We start from the raw sequence: 21,759 nt of genomic DNA, 5'->3' as shown, positions 1-21,759 counted from the left end.
CATGCCCACCTATGTCCAACACGAAGTCCTGGGCCGTATCCCGGACGTGTTCAACGCCGAAGCCATCTGGCAGACAGCCGGCCTGGCGCTGTTCGCCCGGCGCCCGCTGCTGCGCGACCTGCTGGAACGCTGCCCGCGCGAGCAGCGCGGCCGCGCCGCCACGCGCTGCTTCGCGCACGTGACCTTGCGCCTGCCGCAGGAAGACGTCGACGACGACTACCACCTGACCCGCGGCAACCGTGCGCGCGAGCTGGCCGAGACGCTGGCCGCGCTGCATCGCAAGGACTTCGGCGACCTGCTGGGCCAGGACGAAGTGCGCTACCACGTGGCCGGCGCCGACGACCTGGCGGCCGGCGAGATCGAGGTGCGCTTCGGCCATGCCGTCTACCTGCCGGCGCCCGGCGAGCAGGTCCTGTTCGACGTCAGCGCTTCTGGCGACGGCGCCAACTGGCATGCCGTCTGCCCCGTCTATCCCGACCAGCGCCTGGCACTGATCGGCGACGGCGCCACCGGCAGCGCCGCGCCCGGCTGGCCGTTCGGCGGCGACGGCGTGATCCTGCTGATCAACGATGGCCCCGACGCGGAACCCGTGTTGCAGGTGCGCCCGAAAGGCGCGTTCGACTGCGTGCGCGACGCCCGCCCCGGCCATTACACGGTGACGTCGCGCCAGGGCAAGCGCCTGCTGCTGAAGGTGGCGCGCGCCGGCGGCGCCAGCCAGCCCGCCGTGTGGAAGCCGCGCGCACGCGACACGGCGCCGCCGCTCGGGGACGAAGCGACGGCGATGCCGGTGCGGCGCGCCAGCGCCCACCCCGGCGGCACCGATGCCACCTTCGCGCCAGGTGCGCGGGCGCGCCTGACGCTGGCGGCGCTGGCCCTGCCGCGCCTGAGCCGCTACCGGGGCACCGGCGTCACCCGGCTGGAGCTGGCGTTCGACCGCACGCTGGCCCTGGCACCGGGCAGCGGCGCGCCCGCCCTGACGCTGACGGTCGACGCGGCCGATGCCCTGCACGCCGCAACGCCGGCCGGCACGCAACCGCTGCAGCTGCCGGCGACGCTGGCGCCGCTGGGCGAACGCGCGCTGCAGGTGAACGCCGTGCCGGCACAGCTGGCGGAACGCTACGGTGCGCTGGTCGCGTTGCCGCAGCCGGTGGCCGTGCCGCTGGCCGGCCAGGCACTGTTCGGCCGTGGCAGCCCGGCCTTGGCGGGCCTGCGCGTCCTGGACGGCGCGCGCTGCCTGGCCGGTGCCGACGGTTTGCCGCAGGCCGGCGCGGACCGCCTCGGCCTGTCGCGCAGCGCGTTCCTGTGCGAGGCGGCGCCGCACGGCCTGCTGGTCACGCGGCAGTCGGCCAACCAGGCCCTGTACCAGCTGGACGAGCAGCTGCACTATGTCGGCACGCTGGACGACCAGCCCGCCCTGTTGCCGCCGGGTCATCACGTGGTGGCCGGTCATTACGTGCTGCGCTACGACGCATGAGGGGGCCGCGATGACGCTTGCCGAGACGCTGCATGCCGGCCATGGCGCGCCGGCCTACCTGCTGGCACTGGCGCTGACGCTGGCGCTGGCGGCCGCCCTGACGCCGCGCCACTGGTGGCGCCGGCCGACCGCGCGCGGCGCCGCCGTGCTGGGCGGCGGTACCTGGGCCCTTGGCGCGTTGCTGCTGGCGGCGCTGCCGCTGGCGCCGCTCATTGCGGCCCCCGATGCCGTGGTCGAGCCGCCACGAACGTTAGCGGCGGGACAAGCTTATCGCGTCCATCGCGATCTCAACGTGCGCGCCCAGGCAGGTGTCGGCGCGGCACGCGTGACGGTGATCGCGGCCGGCGCGCTCGTCACGCCGACCGGCGAGCGCGACGGCGACTGGTGGCGCATCCGCTATGGCGCGGCGCCCCAGCGGCTGGGCTGGGCGAGCAGCCTTTGGTTACGCCAGGCCACCGAACCGTGACACACTGTTAGCGGCGCGACATCGAAACTTGCCAGCAAGTTCAGGCTTTCAGGAAAGCCCTTGAATACAGGGCAAAACACCCCCCTGTTCGGGCTAAAGCCCGATTGCCAACGGACCGTAAAAGCGCGTAAAGTTCGCCTATCCCTCCTGTGGCGAACCCATGAACAAATGCCGTAACACCGATCACCCGCACTGCACCTTCTGGGTCGCGCCGGGCCAGCTCGTCTGCGAAGGCGGCCATGCGCAACCCGCGCCGGCCGCGGGCGCGGACACGCCGGGGCAAACGATGGGACAGAGCTACGGCCTGCTGAGCGCCGTGCGCAACCAGCGCGCGCCGCAAGCCAGTGTGGTCGCGCCGGCGCAGGTCCAGGAAGCCGAACCGTCGTACGAACGCCTGGCGGCACCGATCCGCGTGCGCCCGCAACTGCGCATCAGCGGCTTCGACCCGCGTGCCGCCGGCGGCCGCCAGACCCTGAAGATGGAACTGCGCGGCATGCCGGGCGACTGCGCACCGCGACTGGCGCTGCAACTGACTTCCGAACTGATTCCGAACGGCGCGTCGCGCCAGCAGTTCGTCCGCTCCGTGGATGGCGATTGGTGCCCCGTGTTCGTCGAGTTCTCGTCGCGCGACCGCGAGCACGGCCAGTACCAGATCACCACCCAGATCCTGTCGCAGCTGCCGGGCCAGCCGGCGCGCAAGTGGGAATGCACTTTCATCATCCTGGTGCCGCGCCTGGATGCCAGCCTGACCGAGATCCACCGCATCTTCCTGTCCACCCACAAGAACGTGCGCGTGATGGCGGACGACGCATCGATCGCGCGCGTCTCGGGCCAGGGTGGCGACAGCATGGACATCGACGTCACCGCGCGCAACGCGGGCATCGCCCACGTGGACCTGTCCGCACCGGCCGGCAAGGTCGACCTGGGCTTCACGACCATCGCCTGGGACGAGGACCTGATCGAGATCGACATGCCGCGCACGGGCCCTGCCCACCCGCATCCGAGCCGCGCGGCCAGCTTCGTCAACGCGGCGCCGGAAGCGGGCACGCAGCGTCACGTGCGCCTGTTCGCGCTGGACGAATGCGTGTTCGGCCGCTTCGAGCTGCTCGATCCGGAAGCGCACGCGCTGCTGCACCACTACACGCCGGACGGCATCGACACGGCCGGCCTGACGCGGCGCCTGTCAGGCCGCCACGCCGTCATCCGCCGCGGCTCGCACGGTTTCGAGATCGAGGACGTGTCGCGCTACGGCCTGCTGCTGGACGGCGTCTGGCCCGGCAAGCACAAGCCCGTGCCGCTGCGCCTGGGCATGCGCATCGAGCTGTCCGCCAGCATCAAGGGCATCGCCGTGCTGGAGGTGACGGGCCTGCTGCCGCACGGCGTCATCCTGCACCGCATCGACGATGGCGCGCGCGCCGAGTGCTTCATCGTGCTGGCACCGGACACCCACCCCGGCTATCCGCTGCGCCGTGCGCAGACGGCGCCGGCCGCCGCCGCGCTGCCCCTGCTGTTCCACCTGGACGGCGGCTTCTGGCACCTGGACGCCGTGACCGGCAAGGAAACCGCGCTGGCACCGACCGTGCAGGCGGACAAGCTGTCGCGCGTGATGCCGCACACGCGCTTCGCCAGCGACGCTTATCCCGAGAGCTGGATCATCCGCACCGGCGCGCTCGCGCATGACACCGAGACGGCGGCGCCGGCCGAAGCCGACCACGTGTAAGGGCTTGGGTCTGTCCCTGCGGGACTGACCCTGAGGTTTGCCAGCGTACCGGAAACGCCCCACTTCAGGGTCGGTCCCCCGATGGGGGCAGACCCTCTTCACAAATACGTTCCACCCGCCGGCTTCTTCGGCAACGCAATGAACTCCGTCTCGCCCGGCACCGGGTCGAAGCGTTGTGCCTCCCAATCCTCCGCCGCGCGTAGCAGCCGTTCTTTTGAAGACGACACGAAATTCCAGAACAGGAAGCGCCGGCCGTCCAGCGCCGCGCCGCCGATGACGACGAAGCGCGCGTCTTCCTGCGCCCGCACCCGCTGCGGCGCCGCCGTGTCCAGCAGCGCCATCAGGTGCGCTGCCAGCGGCGCATCGTCCAGCAGCAGGCTGCCGGCGACGGGATAGATCGCCGCCTCGGCCGGCAGGTCGGCCAGCACCAGCTCGCGCCCGGCCGGCAGTTGCACGTCCAGGTACAAGGTCTCCATGAAGGTCGGCACCGGCGAGACCTGGCCATAGGCGCGGCCGATCAGCACGCGCACCGTCGCACCGTCCACCGTCAGCTCGGGAATCGCGGCGCTTGGGGTGTGCGAGAACGACGGCGGGTCCTCCTCGTGCGCCTGCGGCAGCGCAGCCCACAGTTGCAGGCCGTGGGTACGATGGGGGCGGCCGACGAGGTCGCGCGGGGTGCGCTCGGAGTGGACGATGCCGCGCCCGGCCGTCATCCAGTTGATGGCGCCCGGCTCGATGCGCTGGAACGTGCCGATGCTGTCGCGGTGGTCCATCGCGCCCTCGAACAGGTAGGTGACAGTCGCCAGGCCGATGTGCGGGTGCGGGCGCACGTCGTGGTCGGCGTCCGGCGCCACGTCGATGGGACCGAAGTGGTCGAAGAAGATGAACGGCCCCACCGCCTGCTTGACGGCCGCGGGCAGGTAGCGCCGCACGACGAAGCCGCCGCCCAGGTCCTTGTCGTGCCCCTTCAGCAGTTGCGCGACGCTCATGCCGCCTCCCCCGCCAGCCGCGTCGTCACCTCGGTGGTCACGCTCGTCATCAGCTTGTGTACCGGGCACTTCTGTGCCACGCCCAGCAGTTCCTCGCGCTGTGTCGCGCTCAGGTCGCCCGTCAGGTGCAGCGTGGCGGCGAGACGGTAGGTGCCTTTGCGCTCGTCGCTGTCGTCACGTTCGGTGCTGACCCGCACGTCCTCGACCGGGATGTGCTTGCGCCTGGCGTACCACAGCACCGTCAGCGCCTTGCAGGCCGACAGCGCCGCATCGTACAGGTCGTGCGGCGACGGTCCGGCATCGAGGCCGCCTTCCTCGACGGAGACGTCGGTGGAGACGATATGGTTGCGCACATGGACGATGTGGCGCATGGGCTGGGATGGGTCGCGGATGACGGTGATCGGTGTCGACATTGGGATTCCTCGTAGCGTGTGGCGGCCGGGATGGCCTTGCCGCAATCTACACCTTTTCCGTCCGGGTCGCCTATCGGCCGAATGGGGCATGCGCTCTGGCATACTGCGGCCTCGTTCACCTGCAAGCGGAGTCACCATGAAGAATTGGCTGTTCCTGGCCATCGCCATCATTTCCGAAACCATCGCCACCTCGGCCCTGAAAGCTAGTGCCGGCTTTTCGCGCCTGTGGCCTTCGGTCGCGGTCGTCGTAGGCTACGGTATCGCCTTCTATTTCCTGTCGCTGACCTTGCGCACGATCCCGGTCGGCATCGCGTATGCCGTGTGGTCCGGCGTGGGCATCGTGCTGGTCTCGCTGGCAGGGTGGTTCATGTATGGACAGAGGCTCGACGCGCCGGCGCTGCTGGGGATCGCGTTGATCGTGGCCGGGGTGGTTGTGATGAACCTGTTCTCGAAGTCCGCGGCGCATTAGCAAACACCGGTGACAGGCACCGATCTTCAGGTTGTCGACCTGAAGATCGGTGCCTGTCACCAGGGGTCATCCGCGATGCCTAGCCAATCCGCCGCGCCACGCGGAACCCGACGACGTCGTTCGACAGGAACGCCGAATAGCCATTGCGCACCGCCGAACGCAGGTAGCGCGGCTGGTACAGCCAGGCGCCGCCGCGCAGTACGCGCCGCGACGGATCGCCGCCCTGCTCCCAGGCGCTGCCGTCCACCGGGGCGCCCGCGTAGTTGTCGTGCACCGGGTCCTGCACCCATTCCCACACGTTGCCGTGCATGTCGTACAGGCCCCAGGGATTGGGCGGGAAGCTGCCGACCTTGGTGGTGCCGCCGCGCGCCTCGCCCTTGACCCCGGCGCCATAGTTGAAATTGCCGTCGTAGTTGGCCTGCGTCGTCGCGATCTCGTTGCCGAAGCTGAACGCGGTCTTGCTGCCCGCCCGGCAGGCATACTCCCACTCCGCTTCGCTGGGCAACCGGTACACCTGGCCCGTCATCACGCACAGCCAGTTCAGGTAATCCTGCGCGTCGTACCAGCTGATGCCGACGACGGGATGGTCGTCGTCCTGGCGGAAGCCCGGGTGCTCCCAGTCGAAGTCCAGCTTGGGCTGCCAGCCGGTGGCGCGCACGAAGCGGCGCCATTCGCCCACCGTGACGGGATAGCGCCCCAGCGCGAACGAGCGTTCGATGCCCACCCAGTGCGGCGGCTTCTCGCGCTCCAGCCAGGCGCGCTGCGCCCCGGCCTTGAGCGCCTGCGCATGCTCGTACTCGTGCGCGCCCATCTCGAAGCGGCCGGTCGGGATCAGCACCAGGTCCGGCCCGTTGCCGCTGCCGTCGACGAACGGGTCGCGCAGCACGCCGCTGGGGTCGGCGACGGGGCTGCCCGGCGTCGGCAACTGGGCCGCCAGTTCGGCCGCGTGGCGCGCGGCCTGTTCGCGCCGGTGCCGTTCCTGCTCGGCGCGGTACGCCGCTTCCGCCTTCAGCTGCGCGGCCTTGCGCTGCTTTTCCTCTTCCGCCTGGCGCGCCTTCTGCGCGTCGGCCTCGCGCCGCGCCAGCAATTGCTGGCGCAGTCTTTCCTTGCGCTCGGCCGCCTGCGCCTCCGCCTCCAGGCGGCGCTGCTTCTCCAGCGCGCGCCGGACCTGGTCCTGCTTCAGCTTTTCCAGCGCGGCGGCCTGCGCCTCGGCCTTGCGCCGCGCCGCCAGCTCCATCTGGCGCTGCAGTTCGAGGCGGCGCAGTTCCGCCGCCTCGGCCGCGCGCTGCCGCTCCAGCTCCCTGGCATCGACGGGCGGCGGCGGCGCCGGTCGCTCGGCCTGCACCTGGCGGGCGGCCTGCTCGGCCTCGGCCAGCGCGCGCGCCTGTTCCGCCTCGGCCTGGGCGCGCAGGCGTTCCCGCTCGGCCAGTTCGGCGGCGCTGGGGCCGGCCGCGCGCAGCAGCGCGTCGAGCAGCGCCGCCACGGAGGCGAAGCGCTCGTCCTGGTCGAAGGCGAAACCCTGCTGCAGCACGGCCCACTGGGCCTCGTTCAGCCCGGGTGGCGCAACGGGCGCGATCCGGGCGGAACGACTGTCGTCGAACGGCATGGCGCCAGCCAGCAACTGGTAGATCATGACGGCCACGGCGTACACGTCCAGTTTGGGCGAGGGCTGGCCGCGGTGCGTGCCCGCCTCCGGCGCCCGGTAGCCCGCCGTGCCGGCATTCGGCATGCGCTCGCCCATGCTGCCGGGCCTGGACGCGGCGTCGCGCGCCTGCGCGGCGATGCCGAAATCGAGCAATTTGACGTGGCCCGCCGCCGTCAGGAATACGTTGCCGGGCTTCAGGTCGCGGTGCACCAGCTGGTGCCGTTCCCACGCGTACTGCAACGCCGCCGCGACGGGCCGCAGGATGCGTTCGACGGCCGCCAGGTCGGCCCGGCCGTTGCGCGCCAGCCAGGCATCCAGGTCCTCGCCTTCCAGGCATTCCATGATGATGAAGTAGCTGGACGTGGCGGGGTCCTGGGCCCATTCGTAGACGCGCACGATATTGTCGTGGGCGAGGCGGCGCGCCTGCGTGGCCTCTTCCACCAGCAGGCGCGCGTGCACCGGGCTCTGCGTCAACTGCGGCGGCAGGATCTTCACCGCGACGATCTCGCTGTGCCCCAGCTCCGCGTGCGTGGCCAGGTCGGTGGCTTGCCACACCTGGCCCATGCCGCCCATGCCGATCAGGCGTTCTAGGCGGTAGCGCCGGTGCTGCGGACCGATCTCCTGGCCCACCATCAGCCCCAGCTCGGTGCCCTGGCGCGGTGCCAGCGGCGGCGCCGTCGCGCCCGGCGGCGCGTATTCGGCATCCAGGATGGCGTTCTTGCGGCGGTCGAATTCGTCCTGGCTGAGCAGGCCGTCCTCGTGCAGCGCGCGCAGCTCGCGGATCTTTTCTCTGGCTGTCTGCATCGCTTCCTTCTAGCGCTGCAGCGGCGCGCCGCACTCGGCGCAGAACTTCGCGTCCGGACGGTCGGCCGGGACCGGGTGGCCGTTGACGCACACGCGCGACGCCAGCGGCGGCACCGGGACCGGGATCGGGACCGGGGATGGCGCATGATGGTGATGTACCGGCGCCCCGGCCTGCGCCACGCCCACGCCCAGCTGCATCTGCGCCGCCAGCGCATTCGCATGCGTGGCGTTCTGCAGCTTCAGCAGCTCCAGCTGGTGCTGGCGGTCCTTGTCCTGCTGCGCATCGGCGCGCGCCCGTTCGTCGCCGATGCCCTGTTGCGCCAGCCGCATGGCATCGAGCTGGCTGATGCTGTTCTCGGCCGCCACCACGCCGGCCAGCGCCTGCAACTGTTCCGCGCTCATGCCGGCATGGGCCTGCGTTTTCATCAGCTGCGCCAGCGCCTGCGCGTTGGGCGTGTCGGCCAGCGCGATCTTGCCGGTGTCCGACAGCGTGCCGACGGCCTGGATGCGCTCGATCTCGATGCGCGCCAGCTCCGCCGCGTGGTTCTGCTGCGCGGCCAGCGTGTCGTAATCGAGCTTCCAGCGCGCATAGCGCTCGTCCCGTTCGTGCTCGATGCGGCGCAGCTCCTGCTGCCACTGGGCCTCGCGCTCGCGCAGCTTCAGCGCCAGGCGTTGTTCTTCCGCCTCGATGGCGATGGCCTGGGCCTGGCGCTGCTGGGCGCCGTCGGCCTCGATCGTGCGCAGCAGCTTCTCGTGCTGGGCCAGGGCCTCGGCCGAGGCGCCGCCGCGGCGCAGTTCGTCCAGCCGCGCCTGCGCCGCTGCATCCTTGTCACCCTCGCCGCGCGCCAGTTCGCGCTGGCGCGCCAGGTGCTGGGCCTCTTCCCATTCCTGCACCCGTTCCGCCTCGCGCCGGCGCGCCGCATTGGCCAGCGCCACGCCCTGGAAGCGCGCCTGGTGATGCTCCGCCTCGATCTCGGCCTCGCGCCGCTGTGCGTCCAGCTCGGCCTGCTGCAGGCGCTTCGCCTGCGCGCGCCGCGCCGTCTCGTCCTCGATCGCCAGCGCCTGCTCCATCTGGTTGCGGATCTGCTGCAGGTGCAGCCGGTGGGTGAAGCGCTGGCGCGCGAACGCGCGCTCCTCCACGGCGGCCTGCTGCGCCACCTCCAGCTCGGTGCGCAGGCGGATCTGGGCCAGCTGGCGCACGTGCGCCCACTCGGCCGCCTTGCCGGCCAGCTCGTGTTCCAGCTCGGCGACAGTGGCGCCGGCGCCCTTCTCGAGCGCATGCTGGCGCGTATCCGCTTCGGCGACGCGGGCGTACAGGTCGATTTCGCGCGCGCGGATCGCCTGCAGCCGTTCGGCCTGGCGCAGCGCCAGCTCGGCCTGGTCCACCGTGGCATCCTGGCGCAGCTCGACGCGGCGGTAGGCGCTGCGCGCCTTCTGCTCCTCGCGCCAGATGGCCTGCCATTCCTCCTCGTCGTACAGCTGATCCAGGTGCTTGACGTGTTCCAGCGCGGCGTGGCGCTCGTCCGCCACCAGCCACAGGCTGCCCACGCGGGCGCGGTTGGCGTCGAACTTGTCGTGCCGCAGGGCCAGGGTCTCGACCTGCACGGCGGCCAGGCCGAAGTCGGCCAGGCGCAGCTTCAGCGCGGCCTGCAGGCGTTCGTCCAGTTGCAGGCGCAGGTCCGGATTGGCGTGCATCTCGCGCAGCGAACGGGCGCCGACGAATTCGGCGGCGATCTGGCGCACCATCGGCGCCAAGAGCTCTTCCAGGTGGCGCGTGGTGACGGTGCCGGGCGCCGTCATGAAATGCTGGCCGAACGCGGCCACCTGCTCGACCTTGATGCCGACCGTGAAGCGGGCCGCGATCCGCAGGTGTTCGCTGGTGGCCAGGTCGTCGAATGCGAACGCCACCGGCAGTGGCGTGGTACGGGTGATCAGGATTTCCGCATGCTGGTCGCGCAGCAGGTTGTTCAGGCGCTGGAAGAAGCCTTCCAGCTCGTATTCGCCCTGCGTGACCTCGGTGGCCGTCTCGCCCTGCAATATATAGGCACGGGTGGTGGCCGGCACGCGCAAGGTCTTGCTGAAGATGCCGGACAGCTGGCGCACGCCGAAGTACACCGCCAGCTCGTCTGGCGCCGGAATCCAGCGGTTTTCCTGCAGCACGGGTGCGCTGCGCGGCGCGCCCAGCGACAGGCCGCAGCCGCCGCAATAGCCGTCCGCGCCGCCGCTTTTCTGCCCGCAGCGCGGGCAGCGGGCGCCACCGGCACCAAACATCTTGAACATGTCAGACTCCTTGCTTTTTTGTACACGGCCTGCCGTGCGATTTTAACAGGCGCACGATTCAGATGAGCCCTATCCGGTCGATGCACGCCAGGCTGGCGCCGCGCGCGTGCAGCGCCGCCGCGAAACCCGGCGGCAGCCCGTCCTGCCACGCCGCCGGCAGCAGCACGCGGTCGCCCGGTGCCGCTTCGGCCAGGATCAGTTGCGTCTTGGCCGCCAGTCCCGCCACGCCCTCCACCTGCCCGGCATGCCACGCCGTCGAGCTGCCCGTGGCGATTAACCGGCCGCGCGGCACGAACTCGCGGCCGCGCGCCAGCCGGTCGGCCATGACCAGCGCCAGCTGGTAGGAATCGCCCTGGAAGCGCGCCTCGCTGAAGCGCACGACGCTGCGCCAGCGGCCCAGGCCGCGGCCGTCGAAATGGCGCGCCCCCGCCAGCACGGCGCGCACGGCCTGCTGCAGCGCCGCGTCGGTGCCCGGCACTGCGATCGTGTCTTCCTCGTCCGTCGTTGCGTCCGCCGGATGGGGAAACACGCCGACTTCGACCCAGGCCAGGCTGTCGTTGCCGCCGCCGCTGTGCAGCGGGAACCAGGCGCGCACCGCCGACACGGCGGCGCCGGGGTCGGCATGCCCCGTCAGCGCGCCCAGGTGCGGCAGGTAACCGGCCGCCACCGCGCCCGCGCGCGGCGCGCCGCCCAGCAACGCGTCAGCCGGCAGCGCCGGCGGCGGCGCGTGGCCGTCGATCCGGCCCAGCTGCCACGCGTCGGACCAGCCCAGCGCCAGCGGGACATCCGCCGCCTGCCAGGCGCCGCGCACGAGCCGGTCGGCCAGCACGGCGGCCAGCTCCCAGTTGCGCTCTCCCGCGGCGGGCGTGCCGTCAACGCTGAGCACCACCTGGTCGCGCGCGTCCAGGCGCGCTTCGGTCAGCCGCGCCAGTCGCACCACCTCGGCCATCCGTTCGGCCAGCCGCGCGGCATCCGGCACGGCGCACTTGACGTCGGCGCGGCCGGCACGCGGCCGGCGCGTGGCGGTTACCGTCAGCATGGTGCCGTCGGCCAGCAAGGTACGGCAGTGGGCGACGACGGGCGTCACAGCGTGGGCTCCCTGCGTTGCGCGACCGGTTCGGCCGCATGCTCGCCCGAGCGGCGCCGCGCCAGATGCTGCGCCAGGTTGGCCAGCACCCGTTCGGCCTCGTCGTGCAGCGCGGCGAAACCGTCCTGCTTCATGCGCGCCAGCACGCTCCAGGCGTCGTCCAGTGCCGCCACGGCCGCCGCGCTGGCGCCCGCCCGGCCGCGCTGGCCGGCCGCTGGCAGCGGCTGACCAGGCGCCGCCAGCCCCAGGGCCGGCATGGTGTTGACCTGCAGCGCCGCCAGCGCCAGTTGTTGCAGCAGCGCGCGGTGCGCGCCGAAAGCGCCGGCCGGCAGCGGCAGCACGCGCAGTTGCGCGGCCAGCGCCGGCAGTTCCAGGAACAGCCGGCGCAGCGCCTGCGCGTCGTCGGGCGGCGTGCCGGCCGCGACGGCAACCGGACTGGCCGGCGCCGCGGCCGGCACCTCGACAGGCTCGAGCCGCGCGGCCCGGGCGCGCAGCACGGCCGCATAGTCGACGATGTCGCCCAGGTCCACCGGCAGGCAGTCGGTGACGATCAGGCCGAAGCGGGTGTACAGGAGTTCGTTGACGCCGGCGCGAAACGCGTGCCACTCTTCCAGCGACGTGCCGGGCGGCAGCTCGAGCAGGCCCTGCGCCAACGCGCCGCGCAACGCACCCTGCACCAGCAGCGCGAACGCGGCCACCGTCAATCGCTCCGGCGGCGCCTCGGCCGCCAGCAGCAGCTCGAAGCGCTCGCCGCCCGGCACCGCATCGGCGCCGGCCACCATGCCCTGCAGGCGCAGGCCGACCTCGGGCGCGGCGGCGAACGGCACCAGATCCATCGCATACGGGCCGGCGTGCCAGCACCAGGCGATTTCGCCGGCGCCGCACGTGACGGGCGCTCCCGGGCGGACCAGGGGGCGGCGCGCGCGGCCGTCCGCGCCCAGCACGGTCACGGTAGTCCCGGGCGGCACGGGCCTGTCGTCGCAGCGCAGCGCCATCAACGCCTGCCCCAGCAGGCCGGCGTCGGGCAGCGCGGCGGATCGGCCGAACCAATTCATTGGCGCCTCACGGCTGGCCGGCCGCCGGCGCGACCGTGAACGCCGCGCCATGCGCCTGCAGGTGCGCCGCCGGCGCCAGCGCGCCCGGCCACGGCGCCTCGCATTCGCCGTCCGCGTCCAGGCGGCCCTGCAGCAGCGTGTTGCCGGCGCCGTCCGTCACCCGCAGCGGCGGGGCGTCGCGCAGCAGCGCCGCAGCGAATGGCGCGCCCGGGTCCAGCTGCAGGATGACCTGCCAGTGACCGTCCTGGGCCACGAAATGCAGCGTCCAGTGGCCGTCGTCCGTGACCAGCCGCGCCGGCGCGCCGCCGCTGTCGGCCGCGCGCAGCATCCCGGTGCTGCCCGCCCAGCGCGGCGCCAGCGCCTGGCGCCGCGCCAGCGCCAGGTGGCGGAAGCGCCGCAGCGTCAATGGCGAGCCTTGCAGCGCGGCCAGTTCGCCCGGGCGCAAGGGCCGGCTGCCGTCCAGTGCCGCGCGCAGCGTGGCGTCCGCCAGCACCAGGCTGTCGTGCGCCGCCGCGGCCAGCAGCAGCCGTTCGCGCAGCCTGGCCTGCACCATATCGTCTTTCGTCACATTATTCTCCTTGGGCGGCCGGGACCATCCCGACCAGCCGGTCGATCGCCGCGTTGCGGCGCTTGCGCAGGGTCGGCACCGACATGCCGCCCAGCGCCGCCAGCTGCTCCAGCGTGGGCAGGCCGGCGCCCGGGCCCGTGCGCCAGTCGTCCGGATAGCTGTCGTCGTCGGGCCCCAGCAGTTTCAGGCAGACCGCCTGCCGCACCGGCAGCGCCTCGGCCGCGAGCGCGGCCAGCGCCGCCGTCACGGTGTCATGGCGGGGGGCGGGGCAAACGGCGTCCACGCCAGCGCCGGCCGCGCGGGCCGATTCGGCGCCGACCCGGTCCAGGTCCTCCAGCCAGTCCGCGGCCGCCTGCGCGTCGTGCAGCCAGGCCGCGCCGTCGGCATTCGCACTGAGCGCCTCGTACTCGCCGATCTCGAGCAGCAGCGCGCCGATGCGCTCCGGCTGGTTGCGCAGGCTGGCGAAGCGCTTCGAGCGCGTGTGCAGCGGCCCCGGGCTGCCACCGAAACGCTCCAGCGACTCGCTCCAGCGGATCACCCATTCGGGCCGGCAGCGCGCGGCCGACGTCAGCTGGCGCAGTTCGATCGGCATGGCATCGGCGGGGCGGTCCAGGATGGCGGCCACCTGGGCGGCAGTGCCGGGCCAGCCGGCAAACACCTGTTCGATCGCGCGCCAGGCCGTGTCCAGCATGCGGTAGGTGTAGATGCGGTTGGCCGAACAGGGCTGGCCGGTGGCGGCCTGGTAGTTGTCGGCATCGACCTGGTCGCGCAGGGTGGCGTACATGTCGTTGACCTTCTTGCGCAGCAGCGCATCGCCAGCGGCGGCGCGCCAGAACGGCCCCTGCTTCGCGTGCTCGCCGGCCAGGCCGGTGGCGAACGCCAGCCAGAACGCCGGGCGCGCCTGCAGCTCGCACAGCAGCGTCATGGCCAGCGCGCCCACGCTGTCGCCGTAGCTGTTGCCCGGCAGGCGGGCGGCGCGGCCGGCGGCGTGCAGCAGGGGTGCCAGCGCGTCCGTATAGTCGTCCAGCAGCGCCGCGTGCCGGGCCGGTGCCAGCACTGCGTCCAGGTCGCAGGCGCGCAGCGCCGCCAGCGAGCCGGCGCCCAGCAGCTTGCGCACGTCTTCCCAGCCGTGTTCCTGATAGCGCGTTCCTGGCAAGCGCATGCTGTCCCGTTCCTTCGTGACGCGGGCCGCCGGAACGCCGGCGGCAACCGCATGCTCATCATGCCACGAACGGCGCGACCTCATTGCCCGATTAACATGGCCATTTCGCCCTCTGTTTGACGGCTTGCCAGCGTTGACAGCAGCGCGGCGATCACCGGCGCCGCATGATCGCCACCGCCCGCCTCCGAGCGGCTGACGAAGACGGCGAACGCCAGCCGGTGGCGCTGGCCCGGCAGCGTGCCGGGTTCCAGCCAGCCGGTAAACCAGACGGTGGCATCCATCGCCACGGGCGCCGTGCCGGTTTTGCCGTACAGGCCCGCTCGCAGGGCCGCACAGCCGGCGCAGCGGAAGGCGGCGGCGGCGGTACCGCGCTCGATCACGCCCTTCATGCCGGCGCGGATGCGGTCGAGCCGCACGTCCAGCGGCTGTGCCGGCGCGGCGCGGGCCGGGCGCCCGTCCAGCTGCGCCAGCAGCCGCGGCGCCACCGTCGCACCCTGGCCGATGGCGCCCGCCGCCAGCGCCATCTGCAGCGGCGTCGCCTGCATGCGCAGGCCGATGCTCATCTGGCGCAACTCGTGGCGGCTGCGGATCGGATCGAACCGCGCCGGCGTGGCCTGCAAGGCGTCGTACTGGCGCCAGTCGAAGTCGGCCGGCAGCAGGCCGCCGTCCAGCCGCAGCGGCTGTTCGAAGCCGAGGCGGCGCGCCGCGGCCAGGATCGGCCGCACCTCGTCCAGCGCGCCCGGCTGCAGGGCCTGCGCGGCCGGCACGCCGCCGTCGGGCCGGCCGAACAGCGTGGCGTCGGACAGTTCGCCGGTCCACGCGAACCACGTGTTCAGGCTGTACGTCAGCGCCTGCGCCAGGCCCAGGCGCCCGTCCTGCACCCGGCTGCCCAGCCCCAGCTCGCGGTAGTTCGTCACGTGCACGTCCGCATGGACGGGATAGGTGGCGGCGCTCGTGGCGAAATCGAAGCCGCGCTGCTGCGCCAGGGCGTCGAGCCGGGCCAGTGGCGCGCCGCCCAGCAGGTCGTCCAGGCGTGCATCGTCGCGCGCGGCCATCTCCAGGCCGAGCGCGCTGACGATCTTGAACGTGGACCCGGGGCTGCGCCGGGCGCCGCCGTCGTGCTGCAGCGCGGGCAGGCGCAGCGGGCTGCGCGCGGGGTCGGCACGGTCGAAATCGCGCAGCTCGGCCCAGTCGGCGCCTTCGGCCCGGCCGTTGCCGACGCCGGCCGCGGCCAGGATGTCGCCGTTCTCGCTGTCGAGCAGCACGACGCCGGCCTCGCGCCCGGCCGGCGGCGCCGTACCGCCGGCGCAGCGGCGGCCATCCCACGCGCCGCGCCGCATGCCGACGCAGTCCAGCACGTCGCTGGCCAGCGCCTGCAGCGGCAGGTCCACCGTCAGGCGTGCGCCCGTGGTGCCGGCGCCGGCGCGCAGCAGCTGGCCCGCCACCCCGCTGTCCTGTTCCGCCCGCAGGCCCACCAGCGTGGCCAGGCCCGCGCGCACGGCGGCCCGGGTCGGCTGGCCGTCCGCCCACAGCGGCGTGCCGTGACGGTCGGCGATCGTCACGGGCCCGGCGGGCGGCGTGGCCGGCAACGGCGCCGCCGGCCCGAGCGCCTGCCATTCGATGCGCCCGGCGACGACGCGCAGGTGGCGGTAGCGCCGCTCGCCGGGCCGCTGCAGCCGTGCGGTGGCCAGCGGCCGCGCGGTGACGACGACGGCGCGCACGCCCGGATGCGGCCGCAATGCGAGCTCCACCACGTCGTCACGGGCACCACAGGCGCGGCCGTCGCAGGCGGGCCGCGTCTCGACGGCCGCGCCGGCGACACTCGTCACCCGCCCGGCCACCATCAGGCGTACCCGCTCGCTCCCGCCAGCGGGACGGCCCGGCAGCCACGTCAGCCGCACCGCCTGCTCGCCGGCGGGCCAGCGCCCCACCCGTGCCCACGGGCGCCAGCCCTGCGGCAGCGTCTCGAACAGCCGGGCCGCCGCCGGCGGCAACGCGGCCATCGGCGCCAGCGGGCCGGTCGCGCCGCTGGCCTGCCAGGTCGCGTCGTCGCCCTCCGGCACGCGCCAGGCCAGCAGGCTGCGTTCGCTGTTGTACAGCTCCACCTGGCGCCGCAGGTAGGCGCCATCGGCCTGGCGGTACAGCCGCCGCAGCAGCTTGCGGCTGTCGTCGTCGATCCGTACCTCGGCCCATTCCGGCAACGCGGCGGCACGCGCGGCGGGCGGCGCGGCCTGCCACGCGGCCAGGTCGGGCGGTGCCAGCCCGATGGCGCCGTCGCGCGACAGGCGCAACAGGCCGGCCTGGCGCAGCGCTTCGAACAGCGCGGCGTCCTCCAGGGCGGCGGGCAGGGCGCCCGGGACCCGGTAGTCGCCCGGCGGCAGCGCCAGTGTCATGCTGCCGCCGGCGCCGAACGCCGTCACCGCGGCACGCTCGCTGCGCTGATCCGGCTGCCAGGCCCGCAGCAGCAGTTCGCCGGCCGCCGGGCAGGTGGCGCTGGCACGGCGCTCGATGCTCAGCGCGCCGCCGGGCCAGGCCAGCCAGCCCTGGCGCGCCAGCCCGCCCTGCCCGGCCGGCCCGGTCACCACGGCGCCGTCGCCCAGCCAGTGCGCCACCGCCGTGCCCTGCCACGACAGCCGCAAGGGCGCGCCGTCGAAGTCGCCCGTCGCGCTGCCGCTGAGCTCCAGGCGCGGCATGCCGTCCGGCACCAATACCACGTTGCGTGGGGCCGACGCGGGGCCGGCGGCCCAGCGCCGCACGTCACCGGCGCGGTAGCCCAGCCGCAGCGGCACCAGCGCGTCGCCGCGGCCGGGATCGCGCAGCTGGCGGCACAGGTCCACGCGCACCGGCGGCGCGGCGCGCATGCCCGCCACGATCGCCAGCGCGCCCTCGCTGCGCGCCAGCAGCCGCACCCCGGCGGCCGGCACGGTAAAGGCGGCGCCCGGGACATAGGGCTGCAATGCGCTCACGGCGTGCCCTGGCTGCGGCACCGCGTCGCCCAGGCGGCGCGCATGTCCCCCGATCAGCGCGGCGCCCGTCATGGCCAGCAGGATCGCAGCCAGCGGCAGGCCGAGGGCACGCCAGCGTCCGCGCGGCGCGGCCCGGCGCAGGTTGGCGGCACGGCGCCAGGCGCGGCGGTGCGCCGACCATGCGGCCGACAGGCGCTGCAACGGCAGGAGGAAAGGTGACATGGCGGTCTCGCAAGCTGTACTGCCGGGTGCTAGCGGGGGGCGTGACAAAACGGCGTTGTTTCCCCGCACATACAGGATTGCAATGACCTGGCACAAGCCGCGATGCGCCCGCTCCGGCACGATGAAGGGCACTTTTTCTCTGGAAAGGAATCATCATGAACGTCGTGCGTAATGCGGAAGCTGTGTTTGTCGGCACCGTCGTGCTGGCCGTCGCGGTGGCCGCCGCCGCCCCCTTCCTGGGGCTCACCCATCCCGACCAGGCGCCCCGGGCGGAACCGCACCGCGTCAGTCAGCTGGTGAGCGTGCCGTCGGTACCGGTCGTCATCGTGCGCGGCAAGCGCCTCAGCGCGGACGAGAAGGCCCAGGCAGCGCCGGACAAGCCGGCGCTGTGACAAATCTCGCGCATTTGTAAAAAACTGAATCAGGCGCAATGTTCCTCCACGTGGCGCGCTATAGTGGCTTCATCGGGCCAGCAACAGAGCGCCGCCACGAACACGGAGAGAACATCATGATCAAGCCAACCATCCTTGCAGCCGCCCTCCTGGCCACCGGCTCGGCCGCATTGCTGCCGACGCAGGCGATGGCCCAGGTGGACGTCAACCTGATCATCGGCACCCCGCCGCCACCGGTGCGCTACGAAGTGGTGCCATACGAGCGCGCCGGCTATGTGTGGGCGCCCGGCTACTGGGGCTGGGACGGCCGCCGCCACATCTGGCATGGCGGCAACTGGGTGCGCGAACGGGCCGGCTATGCTTACGTGGGACCGCGCTGGGTCGAGCGGCATGGCGGCTGGGCTTACGAGGAAGCACGCTGGAACCGCCGGAGCCCGCGCGGCGACATGGACCACGATGGCGTGCCGAACCGCTATGACCGCGACCGCGACGGCGACGGCGTGCCGAATCGCTACGATCGCCACGACGGCCGCTACGACCGGCGCTGGCACAGCGGCTGGGACCATGCCCCGCGCCGCCATTGGGAACACAACGGCTGGCGCGAGCGCGGCGGCCGCGACCAGGATCACGACGGCGTGCCGAACCGCTATGACCGCGACCGCGATGGCGACGGGGTGCCGAACCGGTATGACTACCGGCCAGGCAATCCCTACCGCAACTGAGCGACCCGCATCACCAGGGCCATCCACGGATGGCCCTTCTTGCGTACAATCGTCGCTTTGCCTGCCCGATGTCCGTGCCCGACCTCCCTGCCGCCGCGTTGCCGGCTTTCGCACTGCCCGCCCCCTTGTCCCGCAAAGCCGCCCTGCAAGCCCTGGCCGCCGCCGCCCGCCTGGCGCGCCGCGCCGTGCCGCCCGCGCCAGGCCAGTGGCAGGCCTGGTTCGACGGCTCCGCCACGCCCAATCCGGGCCGCATCGGCATCGGCGCCCTGCTGCTCGGGCCCGATGGCGAGCGGATCGAAATCAGCCGCCGCGCCGGCGAAGGCAGCAGCGCCGATGCCGAATACCTGGCCTTGATCGGATTGCTGGAGGAAGCCGCGGCGCGCGGACTGGCGCCGCTGGCGGTGTATGGCGACAGCCAGGTCGTCGTGCACGACATGCTGCTGCCGGCCGGCGCCGCGGCGGTCAGCCTGGCGCACCACCGGGCGGTGGCGACGGCGCTGCTGGTGCGGATCGGGGAGGTGGCGCTGCGCTGGGTACCGCGCCATCGCAACGGCGACGCGGACCGGTTGTCGCAGCGGGCGCTGGACGGCATCAGCGTGGCTGCGCCCGAGCGGTCCGGCGCCTGAGCGGGAGCGCTGCACGACAGGCTGCCCCCTGCCGTGCAGCGCTCCCGCTCAGGCGGCGAGCCGCTCGATCAGGCCCATCTCCTCGCTCGACATCAGCTTGTCGATGTCGACCAGGATCAGCATGCGCTCTTCCACCGTGCCCAGGCCGACGATGTGCTCCGTGTTCAGCGTCGAGCCCATGTCCGGCGCCGACTTGATCTGGTCCGGCGTCAATGTCGTCACATCCGATACGGCATCGACCACCATGCCGACCACACGGGTGCCGATATTGAGGATGATGACGACGGTGAACGGACCGTAGTCGGGCGCCCCCAGCGCGAAGCGGATGCGCATGTCGACGATCGGCACGATGATGCCGCGCAGGTTGATCACGCCCTTGACGAACTCGGGCGCGCTGGCGATCCGGGTCGGGTTCTCGTAGCTGCGGATCTCGCTGACCTTCTGGATGTCGATGCCATATTCTTCCTTGCCAAGGGTGAAGGCGAGGTATTCGGACGGCAACGTTGGCGTGGCGGTTTCGGTATGGGACATGGCGGCGTTTCCTTGGGCCTGCGCGACCGGAAGTGGATCGCGGAAATTGAATAACAGGCGAAATGTTACCGTAAGCCAAGATATTTGGCGACAGAAATTCCATACAGCAACATCGAAACCAGAGCAATCTTGTCGGCTCGGCACTGTCCGGCGGCCGTTCGTGGCACAATGCAACACCCCGCCGTCCATGCTGATCACCGATGAATCTGAAGCACACCGAGCTGTTATCCGTTTGGCAACCACGACTGGAAGTGCTGGCATGCGCCGCCACCGGCGACGATGGCGCCCATGACCTCAACCACCTGCATCGGGTGTGGGGCAATGCGCGCCGGCTGCTGGCGGATCATCCCGAGGCGGACGCCCTCGTCGTGCTGGCGGCCTGTTACCTGCACGACCTCGTCAACCTGCCGAAGAACCATCCGGAGCGTCACCTGGCTTCGCGCCAGGCGGCGCAACTGGCCTGCGCCCAGCTGACGGAACTGGCCTTCCCCGCCGCACTCCTGCCCGGCGTGGCGCACGCGATCGAGACGCACAGCTTTTCGGCCAACCTCGAACCGCACACCATCGAGGCACGCATCGTGCAGGACGCCGACCGGCTCGACGCGCTCGGCGCCGTCGGCCTGGCGCGCATGTTCTACACGGCCGGGCGCATGGGCAGCGCGCTGGCGCACGACAGCGATCCGGCCGGGCTGCACCGCGTGCTGGACGACAAGGCCTATTCGCTCGACCACATCGTCGTCAAGCTGGCCACGCTGCCCGGCACGATGCGCACCGCCGCCGGGCGGCGCCTGGGCGAGGCGCGCCTGCGCCAGCTGCAGGACTTCCGCGCCGACTTCATCGCCGAATGGCAAGGCGCCTGACCCAACATTGACCGATTGCCGACCATGAACGATTCCCGTCCCGACCCCGCCCTCGTCGCCGCCGCATCGCCCGGCAGGCTTGGCTTTGTCCTCGTCTGCGTCTTCATCGACATGCTGGGCATCGGCCTGATCGTGCCGGTGCTGCCGATCCTGGTGGGCGAATACGTCGGCTCGCGCGAAGAGCAGACGCTCTGGTACGGCATCCTCGGCGCCACCTTCGGCCTGATGCAGTTCATCTTCATGCCGATGCTGGGAGCGATCAGCGACCGCATCGGCCGCCGTCCCGTGCTGCTGTATTCGATGGCCGGCATGAGCCTGAACTTCCTGGCCACCGCCTGGGCGCCGAACCTGGCCTGCCTGTTCATCGGCCGCGTCATCGGCGGGATGTCGTCGGCCAGCATGTCGGTGGCGTCGGCCTACGCGTCCGACATTTCCACTCACGACAACCGCGCCAAGAGCTTCGGCAAGATCGGCGCCGCCTTTGGCCTGGGCTTCATCGCCGGGCCGATGCTGGGGGGCCTGCTGGGCGGGATCGACCTGCACCTGCCGTTCTACGTGGCGGCGGCGCTGTCGGCGGCGAACTTCGTCTATGGCTGGTTCTTCGTGCCGGAGTCGCTGCCGCAAGCGCGCCGCGGCAAGTTCCGCCTGACCCGCGTCAATCCGCTGGCGGGCCTGCTCAAGCTGGCGCGCCGGCAGGACATCCGCGGCCTCGTCATCGTCTACACCCTGGTGACGCTGGCGCAGATGATGCTGCACTCGACCTGGGTGTTGTACACCAACTTCCGCTTCGGCTGGACGCCCAGCCAGAACGGCCTGGCGCTGTTCTGCGTGGGCGTGGCGGCCGCCGTCGTGCAGGCCGGCCTGCTCGGTGTCTTCATCCGCAAGTTCGGCGAGGTGCGGCTGTCGCTGCTGGGGCTGACCTCGGGCGCCATCACCTACCTGCTGTATGGCCTGGCGACACAGGGCTGGATGATGTACGTCTTCATCCTGTGCAACCTGCTGGCGTTCGCCGCCGGCCCGGCGCTGCAGGGCATCGTGTCGAAGGCCACGCCGGCCGACGAACAGGGCGAGTTGATGGGTTCACTGCAGTCGATCGGCAGCGTGGGCGTCATCATCATGCCGCTGGTGGGCGGCGTGCTGCTGGGCGAAGTGAGCCACCTGCCGCCATCGGACTGGCGCATCGGCGTCACCTTCTTCGTGTGCGCGGCGATGCAGGCGATCGCCATCGCTGTCGCGCGCAAGTACTTCCGCGACCATCACATCCATTTGAAGCCGGCGCAGTAGAAGCACGGGGGACAGGCGAAACAC

Annotated in this window: 19 protein-coding genes; 9 read left to right on the top strand and 10 right to left on the bottom strand. The window is 72.1% G+C overall.

Translation table 11 applies throughout. The annotated features are described in order from the left end of the window. The first annotated feature begins 1 nt into the window (after nt 1). The 3 genes from E7V67_010920 (at nt 2) to E7V67_010910 (ending at nt 3,660) form a co-directional block, all read left to right on the top strand. Nucleotides 2-1,474, top strand: coding sequence for a 2OG-Fe(II) oxygenase (locus E7V67_010920; protein ID WUR15583.1), 1,473 nt, complete (start codon nt 2-4; stop codon nt 1,472-1,474). A 10-nt stretch (nt 1,475-1,484) separates the two neighbouring features. Next, nucleotides 1,485-1,940 carry an SH3 domain-containing protein gene (locus E7V67_010915; GenBank protein WUR15582.1) on the top strand — a complete coding sequence of 152 codons (456 nt, stop codon included), beginning with the start codon at nt 1,485-1,487 and terminating at the stop codon, nt 1,938-1,940. A gap of 160 nt (nt 1,941-2,100) precedes the next feature. Further along, nucleotides 2,101-3,660: an FHA domain-containing protein gene (locus E7V67_010910; protein WUR15581.1), complete on the top strand. Its 1,560-nt coding sequence runs from the start codon at nt 2,101-2,103 to the stop codon at nt 3,658-3,660. 98 nt (nt 3,661-3,758) lie between these two features. On the opposite strand, the gene E7V67_010905 is transcribed toward E7V67_010910, so the two are convergent. Both E7V67_010905 and E7V67_010900 read right to left on the bottom strand, forming a co-directional pair. Further along, complete coding sequence (locus E7V67_010905) at nt 3,759-4,649, bottom strand: pirin family protein (GenBank protein ID WUR15580.1); 891 nt, start codon at nt 4,647-4,649, stop codon at nt 3,759-3,761. Continuing rightward, entirely contained in the window at nt 4,646-5,062 is a 417-nt protein-coding gene (locus E7V67_010900) for an OsmC family protein (protein ID WUR15579.1), read from the bottom strand. The genes E7V67_010905 and E7V67_010900 overlap by 4 nt, the downstream gene beginning before the upstream one ends. Before the next feature lie 136 nt (nt 5,063-5,198). On the opposite strand from E7V67_010900, the gene E7V67_010895 reads away from it, so the two are divergent. Beyond that, on the top strand, nt 5,199-5,531 hold the full coding sequence (locus tag E7V67_010895; protein ID WUR15578.1) for an SMR family transporter: 333 nt from the start codon (nt 5,199-5,201) through the stop codon (nt 5,529-5,531). 79 nt (nt 5,532-5,610) lie between these two features. Here E7V67_010895 and E7V67_010890 read toward each other — a convergent pair whose 3' ends face one another. The 7 genes from E7V67_010890 to E7V67_010860 form a co-directional block, all read right to left on the bottom strand. After that, a complete protein-coding gene (locus E7V67_010890) occupies nt 5,611-7,980 on the bottom strand; it encodes an SUMF1/EgtB/PvdO family nonheme iron enzyme (GenBank protein ID WUR15577.1) in 2,370 nt (789 codons plus the stop codon). A gap of 9 nt (nt 7,981-7,989) precedes the next feature. Further along, nucleotides 7,990-10,260, bottom strand: a complete 2,271-nt coding sequence (locus tag E7V67_010885; GenBank protein ID WUR15576.1) for a hypothetical protein — start codon at nt 10,258-10,260, stop codon at nt 7,990-7,992. A gap of 58 nt (nt 10,261-10,318) precedes the next feature. Continuing rightward, a complete protein-coding gene (locus E7V67_010880) occupies nt 10,319-11,347 on the bottom strand; it encodes a hypothetical protein (GenBank protein WUR15575.1) in 1,029 nt (342 codons plus the stop codon). Further along, nucleotides 11,344-12,402, bottom strand: coding sequence for a hypothetical protein (locus E7V67_010875; GenBank protein WUR15574.1), 1,059 nt, complete (start codon nt 12,400-12,402; stop codon nt 11,344-11,346). The genes E7V67_010880 and E7V67_010875 overlap by 4 nt, the downstream gene beginning before the upstream one ends. A 7-nt stretch (nt 12,403-12,409) precedes the next feature. Next, a complete protein-coding gene (locus tag E7V67_010870) occupies nt 12,410-12,970 on the bottom strand; it encodes a hypothetical protein (protein ID WUR15573.1) in 561 nt (186 codons plus the stop codon). A gap of 1 nt (nt 12,971) precedes the next feature. Continuing rightward, nucleotides 12,972-14,132 carry a hypothetical protein gene (locus E7V67_010865; protein ID WUR15572.1) on the bottom strand — a complete coding sequence of 387 codons (1,161 nt, stop codon included), beginning with the start codon at nt 14,130-14,132 and terminating at the stop codon, nt 12,972-12,974. 80 nt (nt 14,133-14,212) lie between these two features. Then, nucleotides 14,213-17,320, bottom strand: a complete 3,108-nt coding sequence (locus E7V67_010860; protein ID WUR15571.1) for a penicillin-binding transpeptidase domain-containing protein — start codon at nt 17,318-17,320, stop codon at nt 14,213-14,215. A gap of 155 nt (nt 17,321-17,475) precedes the next feature. On the opposite strand from E7V67_010860, the gene E7V67_010855 reads away from it, so the two are divergent. The 3 genes from E7V67_010855 to E7V67_010845 all read left to right on the top strand — a co-directional run bounded on the left by E7V67_010855 (nt 17,476) and on the right by E7V67_010845 (nt 19,060). Continuing rightward, nucleotides 17,476-17,712 carry a hypothetical protein gene (locus tag E7V67_010855; protein ID WUR15570.1) on the top strand — a complete coding sequence of 79 codons (237 nt, stop codon included), beginning with the start codon at nt 17,476-17,478 and terminating at the stop codon, nt 17,710-17,712. Nucleotides 17,713-17,828: 116 nt separating this feature from the next. Next, the gene (locus E7V67_010850; protein WUR15569.1) at nt 17,829-18,434 is read left to right on the top strand and encodes a YXWGXW repeat-containing protein; all 606 of its coding nucleotides are present in this window, start codon (nt 17,829-17,831) and stop codon (nt 18,432-18,434) included. Nucleotides 18,435-18,559: 125 nt separating this feature from the next. Then, complete coding sequence (locus E7V67_010845; protein WUR15568.1) at nt 18,560-19,060, top strand: ribonuclease HI family protein; 501 nt, start codon at nt 18,560-18,562, stop codon at nt 19,058-19,060. A 48-nt stretch (nt 19,061-19,108) separates the two neighbouring features. On the opposite strand, the gene E7V67_010840 is transcribed toward E7V67_010845, so the two are convergent. Next, on the bottom strand, nt 19,109-19,591 hold the full coding sequence (locus tag E7V67_010840) for a chemotaxis protein CheW (GenBank protein WUR15567.1): 483 nt from the start codon (nt 19,589-19,591) through the stop codon (nt 19,109-19,111). A gap of 200 nt (nt 19,592-19,791) precedes the next feature. Between E7V67_010840 and E7V67_010835 the strand changes: the two genes are divergently transcribed. After that, nucleotides 19,792-20,451, top strand: a complete 660-nt coding sequence (locus E7V67_010835) for an HD domain-containing protein (protein WUR15566.1) — start codon at nt 19,792-19,794, stop codon at nt 20,449-20,451. 24 nt (nt 20,452-20,475) lie between these two features. After that, the gene (locus E7V67_010830) at nt 20,476-21,735 is read left to right on the top strand and encodes an MFS transporter (GenBank protein WUR15565.1); all 1,260 of its coding nucleotides are present in this window, start codon (nt 20,476-20,478) and stop codon (nt 21,733-21,735) included. Nucleotides 21,736-21,759: the final 24 nt, after the last annotated feature.

It is taken from the genome of [Empedobacter] haloabium (assembly GCA_008011715.2).
Classification (GTDB): Bacteria; Pseudomonadota; Gammaproteobacteria; order Burkholderiales; family Burkholderiaceae_D; genus Rugamonas; species Rugamonas haloabia.
This window is presented reverse-complemented; position numbering and strand designations above follow the sequence as displayed.

Excerpts from the sequence above, each read along its gene's own strand:
- E7V67_010875 (WUR15574.1), bottom strand. The coding sequence starts at position 12,402 with ATGAATTGGTTCGGCCGATCCGCCGCGCTGCCCGACGCCGGCCTGCTG.
- E7V67_010920 (WUR15583.1), top strand. The coding sequence starts at position 2 with ATGCCCACCTATGTCCAACACGAAGTCCTGGGCCGTATCCCGGACGTG.
- E7V67_010865 (WUR15572.1), bottom strand. The coding sequence starts at position 14,132 with ATGCGCTTGCCAGGAACGCGCTATCAGGAACACGGCTGGGAAGACGTG.
- E7V67_010895 (WUR15578.1), top strand. The coding sequence starts at position 5,199 with ATGAAGAATTGGCTGTTCCTGGCCATCGCCATCATTTCCGAAACCATC.
- E7V67_010855 (WUR15570.1), top strand. The coding sequence starts at position 17,476 with ATGAACGTCGTGCGTAATGCGGAAGCTGTGTTTGTCGGCACCGTCGTG.
- E7V67_010910 (WUR15581.1), top strand. The coding sequence starts at position 2,101 with ATGAACAAATGCCGTAACACCGATCACCCGCACTGCACCTTCTGGGTC.
- E7V67_010835 (WUR15566.1), top strand. The coding sequence starts at position 19,792 with ATGAATCTGAAGCACACCGAGCTGTTATCCGTTTGGCAACCACGACTG.
- E7V67_010915 (WUR15582.1), top strand. The coding sequence starts at position 1,485 with ATGACGCTTGCCGAGACGCTGCATGCCGGCCATGGCGCGCCGGCCTAC.
- E7V67_010850 (WUR15569.1), top strand. The coding sequence starts at position 17,829 with ATGATCAAGCCAACCATCCTTGCAGCCGCCCTCCTGGCCACCGGCTCG.
- E7V67_010900 (WUR15579.1), bottom strand. The coding sequence starts at position 5,062 with ATGTCGACACCGATCACCGTCATCCGCGACCCATCCCAGCCCATGCGC.
- E7V67_010840 (WUR15567.1), bottom strand. The coding sequence starts at position 19,591 with ATGTCCCATACCGAAACCGCCACGCCAACGTTGCCGTCCGAATACCTC.
- E7V67_010830 (WUR15565.1), top strand. The coding sequence starts at position 20,476 with ATGAACGATTCCCGTCCCGACCCCGCCCTCGTCGCCGCCGCATCGCCC.
- E7V67_010890 (WUR15577.1), bottom strand. The coding sequence starts at position 7,980 with ATGCAGACAGCCAGAGAAAAGATCCGCGAGCTGCGCGCGCTGCACGAG.
- E7V67_010860 (WUR15571.1), bottom strand. The coding sequence starts at position 17,320 with ATGTCACCTTTCCTCCTGCCGTTGCAGCGCCTGTCGGCCGCATGGTCG.
- E7V67_010885 (WUR15576.1), bottom strand. The coding sequence starts at position 10,260 with ATGTTCAAGATGTTTGGTGCCGGTGGCGCCCGCTGCCCGCGCTGCGGG.
- E7V67_010905 (WUR15580.1), bottom strand. The coding sequence starts at position 4,649 with ATGAGCGTCGCGCAACTGCTGAAGGGGCACGACAAGGACCTGGGCGGC.